Origin of the sequence: Agrobacterium genomosp. 13 str. CFBP 6927 (genome assembly GCA_900012615.1) — a bacterium.
GTDB lineage: Bacteria > Pseudomonadota > Alphaproteobacteria > Rhizobiales > Rhizobiaceae > Agrobacterium.
In genome coordinates this window covers 1693187-1709131 of sequence record LT009757.1, presented here as the reverse complement: position 1 = coordinate 1709131, position 15945 = coordinate 1693187, and the positions used below count along the sequence as shown (strand labels likewise).

At 59.5% G+C, this 15945-nt stretch carries 15 protein-coding genes; 6 read left to right on the top strand and 9 right to left on the bottom strand.

Going from position 1 to position 15945, the window contains the following annotated elements; translation table 11 throughout:
• Window positions 1-6 precede the first annotated feature (6 nt).
• From AGR13A_RS22110 to AGR13A_RS22100, 3 genes are read left to right on the top strand one after another with little or no spacing between them, the layout of a single operon-like run.
• On the top strand, window positions 7-1248 hold the full coding sequence (locus tag AGR13A_RS22110; RefSeq protein WP_080839524.1) for a sugar ABC transporter substrate-binding protein: 1242 nt from the start codon (window positions 7-9) through the stop codon (window positions 1246-1248).
• Window positions 1249-1308: 60 nt separating this feature from the next.
• Entirely contained in the window at window positions 1309-2802 is a 1494-nt protein-coding gene (locus AGR13A_RS22105) for a sugar ABC transporter ATP-binding protein (protein ID WP_080839521.1), read from the top strand.
• Entirely contained in the window at window positions 2792-3790 is a 999-nt protein-coding gene (locus AGR13A_RS22100; RefSeq protein WP_080839519.1) for an ABC transporter permease, read from the top strand. The genes AGR13A_RS22105 and AGR13A_RS22100 overlap by 11 nt, the downstream gene beginning before the upstream one ends.
• A gap of 55 nt (window positions 3791-3845) precedes the next feature.
• On the opposite strand, the gene AGR13A_RS22095 is transcribed toward AGR13A_RS22100, so the two are convergent.
• Entirely contained in the window at window positions 3846-4628 is a 783-nt protein-coding gene (locus AGR13A_RS22095) for a shikimate dehydrogenase family protein (RefSeq protein WP_080839517.1), read from the bottom strand.
• A gap of 84 nt (window positions 4629-4712) precedes the next feature.
• Here AGR13A_RS22095 and AGR13A_RS22090 point away from each other — a divergent pair, with 84 nt between their 5' ends.
• From AGR13A_RS22090 to AGR13A_RS22080, 3 genes are read left to right on the top strand one after another with little or no spacing between them, the layout of a single operon-like run.
• On the top strand, window positions 4713-5810 hold the full coding sequence (locus tag AGR13A_RS22090; protein ID WP_080839516.1) for a glycerol dehydrogenase: 1098 nt from the start codon (window positions 4713-4715) through the stop codon (window positions 5808-5810).
• A 33-nt stretch (window positions 5811-5843) separates the two neighbouring features.
• On the top strand, window positions 5844-6554 hold the full coding sequence (locus AGR13A_RS22085) for an SDR family NAD(P)-dependent oxidoreductase (protein WP_080840411.1): 711 nt from the start codon (window positions 5844-5846) through the stop codon (window positions 6552-6554).
• A gap of 10 nt (window positions 6555-6564) precedes the next feature.
• Window positions 6565-7539, top strand: a complete 975-nt coding sequence (locus AGR13A_RS22080; protein WP_080839515.1) for a zinc-binding dehydrogenase — start codon at window positions 6565-6567, stop codon at window positions 7537-7539.
• Window positions 7540-7743: 204 nt separating this feature from the next.
• Here AGR13A_RS22080 and gabD read toward each other — a convergent pair whose 3' ends face one another.
• The 8 genes from gabD to AGR13A_RS22040 form a co-directional block, all read right to left on the bottom strand.
• Window positions 7744-9195: an NADP-dependent succinate-semialdehyde dehydrogenase gene (gene gabD / locus AGR13A_RS22075; protein WP_080839513.1), complete on the bottom strand. Its 1452-nt coding sequence runs from the start codon at window positions 9193-9195 to the stop codon at window positions 7744-7746.
• Between the two features lie 180 nt (window positions 9196-9375).
• The gene (locus AGR13A_RS22070; RefSeq protein ID WP_051796410.1) at window positions 9376-9765 is read right to left on the bottom strand and encodes a hypothetical protein; all 390 of its coding nucleotides are present in this window, start codon (window positions 9763-9765) and stop codon (window positions 9376-9378) included.
• 23 nt (window positions 9766-9788) lie between these two features.
• A complete protein-coding gene (locus AGR13A_RS22065) occupies window positions 9789-10577 on the bottom strand; it encodes an SDR family NAD(P)-dependent oxidoreductase (RefSeq protein WP_035225948.1) in 789 nt (262 codons plus the stop codon).
• Window positions 10578-10698: 121 nt separating this feature from the next.
• A complete protein-coding gene (locus AGR13A_RS22060; protein ID WP_035225951.1) occupies window positions 10699-11688 on the bottom strand; it encodes an ABC transporter permease in 990 nt (329 codons plus the stop codon).
• Window positions 11685-13223: a sugar ABC transporter ATP-binding protein gene (locus AGR13A_RS22055; protein WP_308400324.1), complete on the bottom strand. Its 1539-nt coding sequence runs from the start codon at window positions 13221-13223 to the stop codon at window positions 11685-11687. Before AGR13A_RS22055 ends, AGR13A_RS22060 begins: the two co-directional genes overlap by 4 nt.
• A 48-nt stretch (window positions 13224-13271) precedes the next feature.
• Window positions 13272-14207, bottom strand: a complete 936-nt coding sequence (locus AGR13A_RS22050) for a sugar ABC transporter substrate-binding protein (RefSeq protein WP_051796414.1) — start codon at window positions 14205-14207, stop codon at window positions 13272-13274.
• 28 nt (window positions 14208-14235) lie between these two features.
• Window positions 14236-15000, bottom strand: a complete 765-nt coding sequence (locus AGR13A_RS22045; protein WP_035225954.1) for an SDR family oxidoreductase — start codon at window positions 14998-15000, stop codon at window positions 14236-14238.
• A 120-nt stretch (window positions 15001-15120) separates the two neighbouring features.
• On the bottom strand, window positions 15121-15903 hold the full coding sequence (locus tag AGR13A_RS22040; protein WP_035225957.1) for an SDR family NAD(P)-dependent oxidoreductase: 783 nt from the start codon (window positions 15901-15903) through the stop codon (window positions 15121-15123).
• Between the last annotated feature and the right edge of the window lie 42 nt (window positions 15904-15945).

Here is a 15945-nt window from a genome sequence, read left to right as displayed (position 1 = left end):
GAGACCATGAGGTTCCTGAAATCCGCATTGCCCATGCTATGCACCGCAGCGCTGGCCCTTGCCGCCACAACGACAAACGCTGCCGAAAAGCACGAGATCTACACGCTCCTGCCGAACTCGGCGCTTTCAGGCGTCATCGACCCCAACATGGCGGATCGCACCGATGTGGAGAAGGCGCTGCCTAAAACCACCCGCGAGCCCGGCAAAAAACTGGTGATCGGCTGGACGGAAATCACGCTCGGCAATCCCTGGTTCGTCAGCGTCATCGACACCGCGAAGGCCAAGGCGAAGGAATATGGCTACGAACTGGACGTCCAGGTCGCGGATGGCGATCCGGCCAAGACCTCGGCCCATATCGACGCCTTCATCGCCAAGAAGGTCGACGTCATCGTCATGGACCCGACCGATCTTGCCGCAGCGGCTGCGGATGCGCAGCGTGCCGTCGATGCCGGCATTCCCGTCATTGCCCTTGGAACCGTGCCGGATGAAAGCCCGATCGTCACCACTGTTCTGTTCAACCCTTACGGTAACGGTTTTGAAGCCGGCCGTTACGTCGCGCAGCATTATGGTGCCGACAAACAGATCACCGCAGCGGCTATCCTCGGCACCGTCGGGAATTCCACGTCTGAAAGCCGCGTCAACGGCATGATCACCGGCATCATCTATGAGCGTTCACAACAGCTTGGCCTCAATCTCTCCAGGGAAGATGCCATGCTTGCCGGCTTCAAGAAGTTCCAGCAATTGAAGACGAGCGGTTCGTTCGATTATCCGGAAGCCAAATTCGGTGTGGTTTCGATGGGCGTCGGTCTCTGGACAGAAGAAGGCGGCCTCGATGCGGCTGAAGACATCCTCACCGCTCACTCCTCCAAGCTCGACATCATCCTTGCCGAAAACGACTTCATGGGCATGGGCGCTCTGCGCGCTCTCGAAAATCAGGGCCTGAAGGGCAAGATAGCCGTTGCCAATGCGGCGGATGGCTTCCGTACCGCCCTCGATCTCGTGAAATCCGGCGACATGCTGGTCACCGGCCTTTGCTCCGGCTCGCATACCGGCGAAGGCGTCCTGGCACTCATCAACCAGATATTCGACAAGGGCCTCGATGCCAGCAATCTGCCGCTCGGCTCATATTATCCCTCGCAGATCGTGACCGAAAAGAACGTCGATGAGTTCATCGATCCGGACACGGCAAACCCCTTCTTCCGCTACACCGTTCCGCCTTTCAAGACGATCAGCGAACTCAAGGGCTGACCGACGGCCGGCAAGCATGGCGGGCCTTTCCGGGGCCCGCCCATTTGAGAGGAAGATAAGATGGACCGTCTAGAAATGCTCAACATCTCCAAGGAGTTCGGAGGTGTCACAGCGCTCAGCGGCGCACGGTTTTCCGCGCGTGCCGGAGAAGTTCACGCTCTCATGGGCGAGAACGGTGCCGGCAAATCGACGCTGATGAAAATCCTCGCGGGCGCCTACACCCATGACAAAGGCGAGATCCACATCGACGGTACGCCCGTGACTATCACCAGTCCGCAGGACGCGATGCGCAGGGGAATCTCGATCATTTACCAGGAATTCTCGCTCGCCCGCCACCTCACGGTGGCCGAAAACATTCTCATCGAAAAGCTCGGCCACGGCTTCCTTCTGGACAAACGAGCAATGCGGGCGCGCGCCGCCGAACTGCTGGCCGGCATGGGTTTTGACGATATCGATCCGGATGAGCTTGCCGGCAACCTTACGGTCGCGCACCAGCAGGTCATCGAAATATGCAAGGCGCTGTCCCGGGAATGTTCGATCCTCGTCCTAGACGAACCCACCGCCGTCCTCACCAACCACGAGACGGAAAAACTGTTCAAGCTCATACGGCAGCTGCGGGACAACGGTGTCTGCATCATCTACATCTCCCATCGGCTGGACGAGATATTCAGCCTGTGTGACCGCGCCACCGTACTAAAGGACGGTGCAATCGTGGGCACGTGGGAGATCGCTACACTTGACCACAAGCGCCTCGTCAACCTGATGATCGGTCGTGAACTGAAGGACTTCTTTCCCGACCGGGACGTCACGCCCGGCCCGGTTGCTCTTGCCGTCGAAAATCTGGCGACGGGACCGCTCGTCTCGGGCGTCACCTTCGAAGTTAGACGGGGCGAAGTGCTCGGCATCGGTGGCCTCATCGGTGCGGGACGAACCGAGGTATTGCGCGCAATTTTCGGTGCCGATCCCCTTACACAGGGTGAAGTGCGCCTCGATGGCAAGGTGCTGAGCATCAGCAGACCCGGAGAAGCCGTGCGCGCCGGCATCGGCCTGGTGCCCGAAGATCGCAAACATCAGGGATGTCTTCTCGACATGCCCATTCTTACCAATGCAATGATGACGCCGGTCAATCCGCATCTGGGCCCTTTGGGCCTGCTGCGCGATCGCCGGGAACGCGGTGCGACCGAAAGCCTGCGCAAACAGCTCAACCTCAAGGCCGAAAGCATCGACGCTGAAGCTGGAACGCTTTCTGGCGGCAACCAGCAGAAAGTCGCGCTGATGAAATGGCTTGTTTCCGGTTGCGAGGTGCTGCTGCTCGACGAACCCACCCGCGGCGTCGACGTCGGGGCGAAGGTCGAGATTTACCGCGTCATCAACGAACTGGCGGCCAATGGCGCCGCCATAATCATGGTCTCCTCCGAAATGCTAGAACTGATCGGCATGTGCGATCGCGTGCTTGTCATGCGCGCCGGCCGGATCGCCGGTGAACTGACCGGCACAGACATTTCCGAGGAAGGTATTATCGAACTGGCAATGGGGCGCGAGAATGTCCACTAATTCAAAGGCTTCCGGCCTTGTTTCCAACCTGGTCACCTATAACATCTATATCATGCTGGTGACGCTCATCGTCGTTTCCACGCTGTTGTCGGAACATTTCCTGACACTTCAAAACATATATAATCTCCTGCGGCAACTTGCACCGCTTGCCCTGGTCGCCATCGGCATGCTGCTGGTGATCCTGACGGGAGGAATCGATCTCTCGGTCGGTTCAGTCGCGGCGATCGGTGGCATGAGCGTGGCGATGGTCATGCCGGCGCTGCCATTTGACGGCGGCACCGCGCTTGTCCTGTGCATCTTGGGTGGCGTGCTGTTCGGCGCTTTGCTCGGCGCGATCAATGGCGTTCTTGTCGCCGGCTTCGGCATGGCCTCCTTCGTCGCGACGCTCGCCATGATGACCATGGCCCGCGGCCTCGCCTATATGCTCTCCAATGGCCAGCCCGTACGCTTTCCCCGCGACCTGTCGACAGCTCAGATTCTGACGGCATTCGGCAGCAAGGGCGTGCCCGGTCTCGGCCTTCCCTGGCCGGTCCTGGCCGTCTTCCTCTTCATTGCCCTGTTCATTTTCCTGTTGCGCCGGACCAGCTGGGGACGCCTCACCGTCGCAACCGGCAGCAATGAGAGTGCGGTGCGCCTCGCTGGCCTTCCCGTCTGGCGCTACAAGTTCCTCGCCTTCATGCTTTGCGGCGCGCTTTCGGCCCTCGCCGGCATATTCGTGACGGCCCGCACCGCCGTCGGAACACCAGTGACCGGCATTGGCCTCGAACTCGACGCCATTGCCGCCTGCGTTATTGGTGGAGCCCTTCTGTCCGGTGGCAGGGGTACGGTGATCAACACGATGATCGGCGTCCTCATTCTGGGACTGATCGGCAACATCATGAACCTGATGAGCGTTCCAGCCTATCCGCAGCAGATCATCAAGGGTGTCATCATCATTCTGGCAGTTCTCATGCAAGGCATCGGCGCCCACGCAAAAAGACGTGTTTGACCTCCCAGGCGCCGCACCTGGTCCGCATCGCAAGTCGATGCGGACCTTTTTTACGTCACTTGAGGAAATCAACAAGCAGGCGCACCTGCTGCTCGATCATGTGGATACCCTTATGTATATGGCATCCCCGCTTTTCAGCCGCGATCAACAGAGGCGTCATGTCAGGTTGCATCACCACTTCAGCGACGACAGTGCCTTTATCGAGCCTGTCTACATCGATGGGCAGGGCGTCGTTCTCATGCATGCCGAGCGCCGTGCCGTTGACAACAAGGTCATAGCCCGCCGGATCCGCCGCAGCCGCCACCACGCGGGCATCCGGGAAGGCGCCTGCAAGCTGTCTTGCCAGATGTTCGGCCTTGTGAAGCGAGCGGTTTGCGATTGTAAGGTCCATGACGCCAGCCCCGAGAAGAGCATGTCCCACACCGCTCGCCGCTCCGCCGGCACCGATGAGCAGCGTGCGAAAACCCGCCGGATCATGCCCCTGATGGCGAAGCCCGGCGACGAAACCCTCACCATCGAACATACCGCCCGTGAGGCTGCCGTCCGCTTCCCGGCGAATGATGTTGCAGGCATCGACAAGAGTGGCAGCCCCAACTCTCCGGTCGCAGAGCCTCGCGGCGGAAGCCTTGTGGGGAATGGTGATCACCATGCCGGCAATATTTGCAATTGCCCGGAAGCTGGCGACCGTCTGGTCCAGCATGTCGGGCCGCACATCAAGCGGCACCATGATCATATCCAGCCCCTGCCGCTCGCATTCAGCATTAAAACGTGACGGTGTGCGGACATGTTGAGCGGGGTGGGCGAGCAACGGGACGAAACGGGTTTTTCCGGAAATCATGCGGTTCTTCCTTAAAACGGCGACAAGACGCTTGCGCCTTCCAAACAATCATATATCATATATGAAAATTGTCTGAGAGCAAAAATGTCTGATCCCTTAACTATTTTCGACAACCAACTCAAAGTCTTCGGCGCGCCGTCGCGTTATGTCCAGGGCCGGAATATCCTCGACCGGATCGGCGGCTTCGCCGCGCAGATCGGAAAAAGCGCCGTCCTCGTGGCAGACGTTCACGTCCTCCCTCTCGTTGAAGACACCTTTCGCCAATCCCTGGAAAAAGCCGGCGTTTCCATGGTGATCCTGCCGTTCGAAGGCCAGATCGGTATAGAGACTGCGCAACGGCTTTCTGCCGCACTCGGCAAAAACACACCTGAAATCGTCATTGCCGCGGGCGGCGGTCGCGCCATCGATGCCGGCAAGGCACTGGCGGGCGTGCGCGACATCAAGCTGATCACCGTACCGACCGTCGCCTCCAATGATGCACCGACAAGCAAGAACTACGTGCTCTACGACACCAACGACCTCCTCCTTGAAGTGAGGCACCTGAAACGTAATCCGGATTTTGTCATTGTCGATACCGCGTTGCTGGCGGGAGCGCCGAAGTCCATGTTCGCAGCCGGATTGGGTGACGCCCTGTCGAAGAAGGCCGAGGCGCTCGCCTGCGCGAGCGGTTGCGGCACAACCATGTTTCGCGCCCGGCCGACCGGCCTTTCAGGCGTGATCGCCACCCATTGTTACGACACACTCGTAACGCACGGCATTGCCGCTTTCGATGCGGCGGGTTCGGGTGTGCCGACTGAGGCTTTCGACGCGGCCGTTGAGGCGATGATACTGATGGCGGGGCTCGGTTTTGAAAGCGGTGGCCTCTCCGTTCCCCACGCGCTCACCCGCGGCCTGCCGCATGTACCGGGCGTCAATGCGAAACCGCATGGATTTCAGGTCGCCTATGGGCTTCTGGTTCACCATCAGCTTCTGGGTGAGGCATTGCCACCAGCTATTGCCGCCCTTTACCGGCATACGGGACTGCCTATCAGCCTGCGTGCGCTTGCCGGACACCCCATCACCGGGGACCAGTTTCTCGCCGTCGCTCAGGCATCCATCACCGTACCTCACATGCTGAATTTCCCCCGCCCACTCACGGTCGAGGACCTCGTGGAGGCAATGCAATCGGTCGAGGACGCATGACGTTATATCAAACAGAAAAGGCAGGAGCACATGATGCCCAATGAAGACCAGGCAAAACCCCTTGCAGTGGTGACCGGTGGCGGAACCGGCATTGGCCGGGCCGTGGCGGAACTTCTCGCCGAGAGCGGCTATCAGGTCATCGCGCTGGGGCTGGATCGCGATGCGGATCTGAGCGCTGCAATCGCCTTTCACAAGGTGGACCTGACCGACACCAAGGCAAGTATCGCGGCACTGCCGGAGGGACAGCCCGTCGCTGGCCTCGTAAACTGCGCTGGCATGCTGCGCCACCAGCAGGAATGGGAGACCGACGCCTTCGAACAGGTCATGCGCGTTAATGTCACCGCCGGCTTTGCATTTTCCGCCGCCCTGCTCGACCGGCTGCAGGCCGCCGGTGGCGCCGTCGTCAATGTTGCCTCGATGTGGGCGATCTTCGGCTCCCCGGGCGCCCCCGCCTACACGGCGAGCAAGGGCGCCGTCGCCGCGATGACCCGGTCACAGGCGGTCGCCTGGGCCGGACGCGGCATTCGGGTGAATTCGATCGCGCCGGGATGGGTGGAGACCCGTATCTCGGAAAATGCGCGGACCGACGCTGCACGCGCCGAACGTATCGGCGCCCGCATTCCGATGGGACGCTGGGCCAAACCCGCCGAAGTCGCATCTGTCGTCCGTTTCCTTCTGTCGCCCGACGCGGGTTATGTGACCGGCGCGATGATTCCGATCGACGGCGGCTATTCAATCTGCTGAGGGGTAAAAAATGAAAGCTTGGGTTCACGACATAACCGGCGACCTGAACGTCCTGCAATTACGCGAAATGCCAAAGCCGCGTCCCGGGCGCGGTGAACTGCTCGTCCGTAACCGGGCAATCGGTCTCAACCCCGTCGACTGGAAATTCATACTCTGGGGCCATGACGCCTGGACGTGGCCGCATATCCCCGGCGTCGACGGGGCCGGCGAAGTAGAAGAAGTCGGGAAAGATGTCAGTCACATCGCGGTCGGCGCACGCGTCGCCTATCACAACGACCTCACACGTCCCGGTTCGTTTGCTGAATACACGGTTATCCCCGCGCGCGCGGCCATTCCTCTGCCGGCAAGCCTGCCCTTCACCGCAGCCGCCGCAATTCCCTGCCCTGGCCTCACCGCGCAGCAGGCCATCGACAAGGTGCCGCTCTGGCCCGGAGCCCATGTGCTCGTCACCGGCGCCTCCGGAGCCGTCGGCGGCGCTTTGCTCCAGCTCGCGCGCGACAAAGGCTGGGTCGTCCACGCGGTCGCCTCTGCCGCACAGGCAAACCGCCTGCTGAAACTCGGCGCAGCGACCGTCACAAATTATCACAACGAATATTGGAAGAGTGACTTCAGGGAACGGGTGCTGCATCAGCCAATCCATGCGGTGTTCGATATGGTGAGCGGCGCTCACGCCACCACCCTTGCGCCTCTTTTGACGGCGAATGGTCATCTTGTCTGCATTCAGGACCGGCAGGAAGCAGCGCCGCTTCCCGCTTTCTCCACAACGATCTCACTGCACGAAGTCGGCCTCAACGCGATGCACGCCCATGCATGCGATCATCAATGGGGACGGCTGGTCGCAGCCGGTGCCGCAATGGCACGCCAGATCTGCGAAGGAACCTTCGATCCTCAGCTTATCGAAACGGCGAATTTTGAGGATTTGCCCGCTGCACTTTCACGCCTGAAAGCGGGGCCGAACCCGGGCAACCGGGTGGTCGCCCTCTAGCAGACGGCGCCTGTACCATACCCACGACATTATCGAAGCGGCGTACGACAATCGCCGCTTCGAGCGTTTCACTCCCAATCTCACGGCAATAGGCCGCCAACTTTGCCCCGACAGGAAAATGGCCACCCGACCGTGAGGTCAGGCAGCCATTCAGAACCGGAAGAGCGAACTCCCGCCATCGGGGAAGGTCCACTCTGGCGTCGCTCAGGCGACGCCACCGAGGCAGACATATTTGATCTCGACGAAGTCATCGATACCGTATTTCGAACCTTCGCGGCCCAGACCCGACGATTTTACGCCTCCGAAGGGTGCTTCCGCCGTCGAGATGAGCCCCGTATTGACACCCACCATCCCATATTCCAGCGCCTCCGCTACCCGGAACACACGGGCGAGATCCTTTGCATAGAAATAGGATGCGAGGCCGAACTCCGTGTCATTCGCCTGAGCGATCACATCGGCTTCGTGCGCGAAACGGAAGAGCGGCGCAACCGGGCCGAAAGTCTCCTCGGTGGCCACCGCCATGTCCTTCGTGACGTCGGCAAGCACGGTCGCTTCATAGAACGTTCCGCCCAGACGATGCTGCTTGCCGCCCTGAAGAACTCTGGCCCCCTTGGAGAGCGCATCGCTGACATGCTCCTCCACCTTCTTCAGCGCCGCGTCGTCGATGAGCGGCCCGAGCACAACGCCCTCGTCGAAACCATTACCGGTCTTGAGGCCGCCAACCGCTTTTGCGAGCTTTTCCGCAAAGGCATCGTAAACGCCGTCCTGTACGTAAAGCCGGTTTGCGCAGACGCAGGTCTGGCCATTGTTCCGGAATTTGGCAATCAACGCGCCTTCCACCGCCTCATCAAGATCGGCATCATCAAAGACGATGAAGGGCGCATTGCCGCCGAGTTCCAGACCGAGCTTCTTGATGGTCGGGGCCGACTGCCGGTAAAGCTCCGCACCCACCTCGGTCGAACCGGTGAAAGTCAGCTTCCGCACGATTGGATTAGCTGTCATCTCCGCCCCGATCTCGCGTGCCGAGCCGGTCACAACCGAAAAGAGACCCGGGGGCAGACCAGCGCGTTCGCCGAGAACCGCCAGCGCAATCGCCGAGAAGGGTGTCTGGCTTGCCGGCTTCAGCACCATGGCGCATCCGGCCGCAAAGGCTGGCCCTGCCTTGCGGGTAATCATCGCATTCGGGAAGTTCCACGGCGTGACAGCCGCAACGACTCCAATCGGCTGCTTCAGGACCAGGATGCGCTTGTCTTTCTGGTGCCCCGGAACGATGTCGCCATAGATGCGGCGGGCTTCTTCGGCGAACCATTCGATGAAACTCGCGCCATATGCGATTTCGCCCTTGGCTTCCGCAAGCGGCTTGCCCTGCTCCGCAGTGAGTATCCGGCCCAGATCGTCCTGGTTCGCCATCATCAGTTCGAACCATTTCCGCAGGATGCCGGCGCGTTCCTTTGCGGTGCGGGCAGCCCATTCCCTCTGGGCTTTCTCCGCCGCGGCAATCGCCGTCTTCGTCTCGGCTGCGCCAAGCTTCGGCACGTGGCCGATCACCTCACCCGTCGCGGGGTTCGTCACGGCGATAGCCGTAGCATTCGCCTCGATCCATTCGCCGGCCACATATGCCGCCTGCCGGAACAATGTCTGGTCTTTTAGTTGCATTGGACTGATCTCCAGTATTCCCGTGGTAGCTTCGCGGCTTTACATCCGCCAAATATCGAACAATTAATAATGCATGATATATGATGCATTATATTTTTATTTTTGGCTAGTGCGATCTGGCCTGGCAAAAGCACTAACAACGACGCCCGACCGACGATGGAGGATGGTCCCAAATCCAGTTCATTTCAACGCCAATGGCGGGTTGGCTGACCCTTTCAACTCCACGGTCGTAAAGATGAGATCGGTGTCGCCGATATTCGTGAGGTCATGGATCATATGCTGGCCGGCCCCGAAACTGAAATACCTGCAATCGCCCGGACTATATTCTGTCTCCACTATTTCACCCGTGGACAGCCTTGAACGTGATTTTCCCGACGTCACCGCGACCCAGAAATAATTCAATACGTGCCGGTGATAGCCGACGCGCTCGCCTGGCTTGAGACGTATTTTCCATATACGGACGTCATTTGTTTCGGTCTCGAGAACCTGCCCAACATTTCCGTTGGTTTGAGCTTCAGCGAACTCCCTTTGCAGATCGCTGATGTGCTTATCGGTAGCCAAGTTCGTCATGGCGTTTCCTCTTGGGTTTGATCTCATGTGGTGGGCAGTACACCACCATCGACGTTGATGACGTCGCCACTAATGAAATCGGAGAGTTCTGATGCGAGATACAGAACCGCGGAGGCAACATCCGCCACTGTACCAAGTCGCCCCGCCGGCAGCCGGGCCTCCTGCAAAAATGCCTTGACCGCAGCGTCGGGCGATGTCCCGTAGCGCTCCGCAAGCGCATGCAGAAAACCGCCGGGCCGGTCCCAGAGTTCGGTGCGAATATGCGCAGGCGCGACCACGTTGGAACGAACACCCCGGGATGTAAACTCACGGGCCAGTGCTTTCGAAAGCAGGGTTATGGCGGCCTTCGAGGTACTATAATCCGGAAGGAGCGGATGCGGCATGCGCCCGGCCTCCGACCCGCAATGAACGATGACACCCTTTCCCTGTTGCAACATGGTGGGCAAAACCGCACGCGACATGCGAATATAGCCACCCAGATTGAGGTTGAGCGTCTCGTCCCAGTCGTCATCGCTTACATCGAGGAATCCTGTTCGTGTCGGGCATATCCCGGCATTGTTGAACAGGATGTCGATCCGCCCGAAACGTTCCAAAGCATGGGCAGCAACCACAGCCTCCGAACCCCGCACGGCAAGATCCAGTTCGATCGTGGCGCAGCGGTCGGGATCAGCCACCGCGGCAAGCGGCTGCATGTCCCGACTGACGCCGACGACGAATGCTCCTTCTGACAAGAAGCTCTTGGCCGTCTCAAACCCTATGCCCGAACTCGCACCGGTCACGATAACAACCTTGTCCGTCAGTTTCAGATCCATTGCAGTCTCCTCCGTTGCACTCTGCGGCGCTGTGACAGGCACAATGCAACAAAGGCATGAAGAGCAGTCAAGCAGGACCATTGCAGGATGACGGACAGCATTCGCATCGGCCGCCGACCAATCAGAGAAGCCTCAACTTGGTCGAGCGGGACACGATGGAAACGGCAATGACAATGATCACGCCTTTGACGATGCTCTGGATATATGTGTCCATGCCCATCAGGTTGAGGCCGTTATTCATGATGCCGATGAGCAGCGCGCCGAAGAACGTTCCCATGACCGTAGCCGTACCGGGACGCAGCATCGTCATGCCGATGAAGACTGCCGCAAGGCCGTCGAGAAGATAGGTCTCACCGCCATTGGGCTGGCCCGATCCGAGTCGTGCCGACAGGATGATTCCGGAGATCGCCGCAAAGAACGAACTCAGGGCAAGGCCATAGACCCGATAGGATCTGACGTTGATGCCGGACAGTTCGGCTGCGCGGGCGTTGCCGCCGACCGCATAGAGGTAACGCCCAAAGGTCGTGCGCTCCATGACGAACCAGGAGAAAGCGACGAGAAGGAGCATGATCAGCGCCGGATAGGGAAAGAATGCGCCGATTTTCCCTTGACCCAGGACGAGATATCCGCCGGGAATTCCGCCATAGATCGCCCGTCCACCGGAGATGATGAAGTTGATGCCCCAGAGGATCGATCCCGCGGCAAGTGTCGCGATCAACGAAGGGACGCCAATGCCGACAACGAGCGAGGCGTTGATCAGTCCAACGGCAAGACCGGCACCCAGCGCCGCAAGGATCGCAAGGGGTATCGGCGTTCCCGCGACCAGGAGAAGCGGACAAAGCAGACCTGCAAGGCCAACCACGTAGCCAACGGAAAGGTCCATTTCCTTCGCCGCAAAGCCGAATGTCAGGCCGATGGCAACAATGGTCAGCATTGATATCTGCTGGAGGATGTTGACGAGGTTCGTGCTCGTGAAAAACCTGTCCGTCGCCACCGAAAATCCGATGAACAGCAGGACAAGCACGACCAGCGTGCTGTATTTCTGCGCCAGCATGCCGAAGCTGATTTTTCTCACGGTGATGTCCCGTTCGGAGGTTGCTGTAATGGTCATTGTGTCACTCCCGCAATTGCATTGATGAAGGCCGCCTCATTGAAATCCTTGCGTTCGATCTCATCGCTATTGCGGCCCTGGCGGAACGGCACGATGCGATCGGCCACATAGGCGACTTCGAGAAGGTCGCTGGATGCGACCACGACAGCGGCACCCTGATCGGCCAGTTTCTTGATCAGTTCGTGGATCTCGCGTTTAGCCCCGACATCCACACCCTCCGTGGGTTCGAGGAAAATGAAGAGCGAATAGCGTCCCTCGGCGGCGAACAGCCATTTTGCGACCGAGACCTTCTGCTTGTTGCCACCGCTGAGTTCGACGATCTTTGCTTCTGCAGAGGAGGTCTTGATGTTGAGGCGCTTGACCAGACGCAGCGCCTCGTCATTTTCCCGACGCCGCTGGATAAGCCCGAATGGCTTGATGCTCGTTTCGCGCACGCCCGCCATGGACATGTTTTCCCGCACGGTCCAATCCGCCACCATGGCGTTGATCATCCGGTGATCCGGCACGAGTGCCGCCCCGGCGCGTTTCATGTCGCGCACGGATGCCCGTCCGACATCCCGCCCGATGAACTCGTATTGACCGGAAGCAGCCCTAGAGGGCTCGAACAGCGACTGGGCGAACTCGAAGTGGCCAGAACCCGTCAGGCCGATCAGGCCGAGGATTTCGCCACGGCGGACCGCAATTTGCGAAACGGAAAAATTGTCTCCCGCCCAGCCCGAGACGTTCACGACGGTTTCTCCGAGATTGTTTTCCCGGTTGGTCATCGCCGACGTATCGAAATGATAATCGGTCTCGCCTCTCTTGGCCCGGTTGAGCATGAGATCAATCAGCTGCCGCTCCGTGATTTCGCCGTCGCTCTTGACGAGGTGGCTGACTTTGCGCCCGTCCTGAAGCACGGTGATTTCGTCTGACAGATCGATGACTTCCTGCAGGAAGTGGCTGATCAGAACAACGGACATTCCGGCCTGGGAGAGCGTGTGGATCAGATTCCAGAGGCTCTGTTTCTGCTTGGCCGGCAGGGTCGCTGTCGGCTCATCGAGAATAAGCACCTTGGGACGCGAATGCAGCGCCCGCAGGATCTCCACCACCTTCTGGTCAGCGTAAGGCAGTTCGTCCACCCGGCGGTTCAGCTGGATGGGCGTGTCGGGAAACCATTGCCGCGCCAGCTCTTCGGCCTGGCGCACGACCTGACCCCTGTTGATGAAGAAACCGCCTTTGGCAGGTTCAAATCCAAGGCATATATTTTCCGCGGCGGTCAGGTGGGGCACAAGGTTCCCCTCCTGCGACACGAGCGAGACACCGGTTGCCACCGCAACGGCGGGGTTCTCGAAAGTGATCGCCTGCCCTGCCATGCGCAATGTCCCTGTTGTCGGCATTACGGCACCGCTCAAGACACCCATGAGGGTCGATTTTCCGGCGCCGTTTTCGCCGACAACGCCGTGCACCCGGCCTTCCCGGATCTCGATCGAAACGTTGTCGAGCGCGAGCGTACCCGGCCATTGCTTAGAGATGTTTTCGAGCGCGATCGCCATCATTCACCTATAGAGTTCGGCAGGCGGCTTTCGCCGCCCGCCTGGGAGGAGTTACTGGCAATTATCCTTGGTAAACAGCGTGGCGCCGTAATAGACGATATCCTTGCCGTTCGTGACCGACTTGGGGTCTTCACCATCGATCTTTGCGCGTTTGGCATATTCGGCCAGCTTCGCACCCCATTCCTCGAATTGCTGACGGCCCGTCGCGACAAACATTGAATCCTTGGCACATACGGCCTTGATCGCTTCAGGATGTCCGTCCATCCCGGAGACCGGCACGGTAAGGCCGGCTCCCTGCAGAGCGGTGATGGCCGCCTGCGCCGGCTCGTCCCACGGTGTCCACACCGCGGTAATGTCGTTGCCGTAACGCGTTGCGAAATCCTGCACGGCGTTAAGCGTCTCCTGATAGAAATTGGCGACGTCGAAATTATATTCGCCAATGATCTTGACCTCGGGATATTCCTTCAGGATCGCCTTCAGCGTGTCGGTGCGTTCCCGCACCGGCTTGATCTTGTCGGTGGTGATGATGATCAGGTTACCCTTGCCCTTTATCTGGCTGATAAGGCTGAGAGAGACCTCGGCCGACATCTGCCAGTTGTTGGTCGTAATGTCGGCCGTAGATCCGGGGATCCAGCCTGAATCGACCGTATAGACCGGGATCTTGGCGGCCTCGGCGCTCTTCAGCGCATTGCTGGAGGCGCGCAAGTCGGCATAGGTAATGTAAATCACGTCAACACCGCGATTGACCGCATCGTCGATGTTGTTTGCAACCTTCTCGGCCGCGCCGGCGGAATCGAGATAGGTGATTTCCCAGTCGGAAATCTTGTTGTCGGTCAGGTACTTCTTGAACCCGTCCTCTGTGCGCTGTTCGGCCTGGAATGCAGCATTACCCTGGATCCAGCCGATCTTGAGGGGTTGTGCGAACGCCGTGCCTGAAATGAGCATCGATACGAACAGCGTGCCCGTCAGTTTGGAAAGCCTATGCATGTTTTTCTCCTCCTTTGTTGTTTGTTGGTCAGGTCGACAGAAAGCCGCCATCGACGTTGAGATCGACGCCGGTGCAGTAACTTGCAGCATCACTTGCCAGAAAGACCGCCGGGCCGCCGACCTCCCGGGGTTGGCCCAGACGTTGCATCGGCGTCATCGATGCGAACCGGCTGACATGTTCCGCAACCTCGGAGCGACTGTTCATCGGCGTCGCCATGAAGCCCGGACTCAGGCAATTGACCCTTACGCCCCGCGGCGCCCATTCGGCTGCCAGGCTTTTGGTGAGGCGGATAACGCCTGCCTTGCTGGCATCATAGTGAACCTGTTCAAGGCCATTGATGGCCGTCGAGCCACAGATCGACGCCATGTTGAGGATGGAGCCGCAGCCCCGCTGCAGCATTCGCCGCCCCTCCGCCTGACAGGACCAGAACAATCCGTTGAGGTTGATTTCCATCAGCCGCAGATATTGCGCCCTGGGCAGATGCTCGGCCGGCGAGACATCGACGACACCCGCACTATTGGCAGCGATAACGACAGGTCCAAGAACCTCTTCGGCCTTGTCAAAGGCGCGATCGATGGAGTCCGGATCGGTTACATCACCTTCAAGGGCGATTGCCGCGCGCCCCAGAGCGCCAATCAACCGGACTGTCTCATCAAGACCGGCGCTGGAGCCGAGATCCAGACAGGCCACATCCGCGCCAGCCTCGGCATAGGCTATGGCGATCGCCTGACCAAGGCCGCTGCCCGCACCGGTGACGAAGGCCTTTTTATCAGTAAGGTCAAACTGGTTCACGAAGCTCCTCCCGAAATCTGCGTAAGCCCTTGATAGCGCAAATGCTTATTTACATTGATGGCCTGCCTTTGAATTCACTGTTCAGCAATGCTGAAGAAGAGTTCTGATCTCTGTCCGACGTTACAGAATCGACCGGATCGTGCCGCCTTCGGCCCGCATCGCCATGCCGTTGAGATGTGCTGAAGCCGCCAGATGGACCACGCTTCGGGCCACCTCCACCGGCTCGATCATCCTGCGGATCAGCGAGGTCGGTTCCGTGTCATCGAAATACTGGGCGACTACATCCGCGCGCGTTACCCCGCGATCCCGCGCAATCTCTTCGTGATACCGCTTGACGGCATCCGTGTCGGTCGGACCGGGGAGGATGGTATTCACACGCACGCGTGTTCCCTTGGTCAGTTCGGCGAGCGCCCTCGAGACACCGAGGATGCAGGTCTTCATCGCGCCATAATGCGGCATCCATGCCTGCGGCTTCACACCGCTTTCGCTGCCGATGAAGACAACGCTGCCCTCACCGCGCGCCAGCATGTCCTTGAGTACAAGGCGGGACATCCGCACCCCGGTCATGACATTGACGTCGAAATAGCGGAACCAGTGTTCGTCGGTCGTCTCGAAGAAATCCCTGACTTCAAAAATCCCGATGCTGTTAACCAGAATGTCCACCGGCTTGCGGCTGAGGGCGAATGTATAGAGAGCCTGCGCCTCACCATCAGCCGTCAGGTCACCGGCTCGGCCCCGGCATTGGGAACCTATGGTCGTGCAGGCGCTTTCAACTTCGGCATCATTCAAGCCGCTGACCGTGACTATTGCGTCCTCGGCCGCGAAAGCTTTTGCTATGGCAAGTCCGATGCCGGTCGCACCACCCGTGACAAGGACGTGCTTGTCTTTCAGGCCATAATCCATTTGAAACTCCACGGTTGATCGTTCGGCAAACCGCGAGGCTGC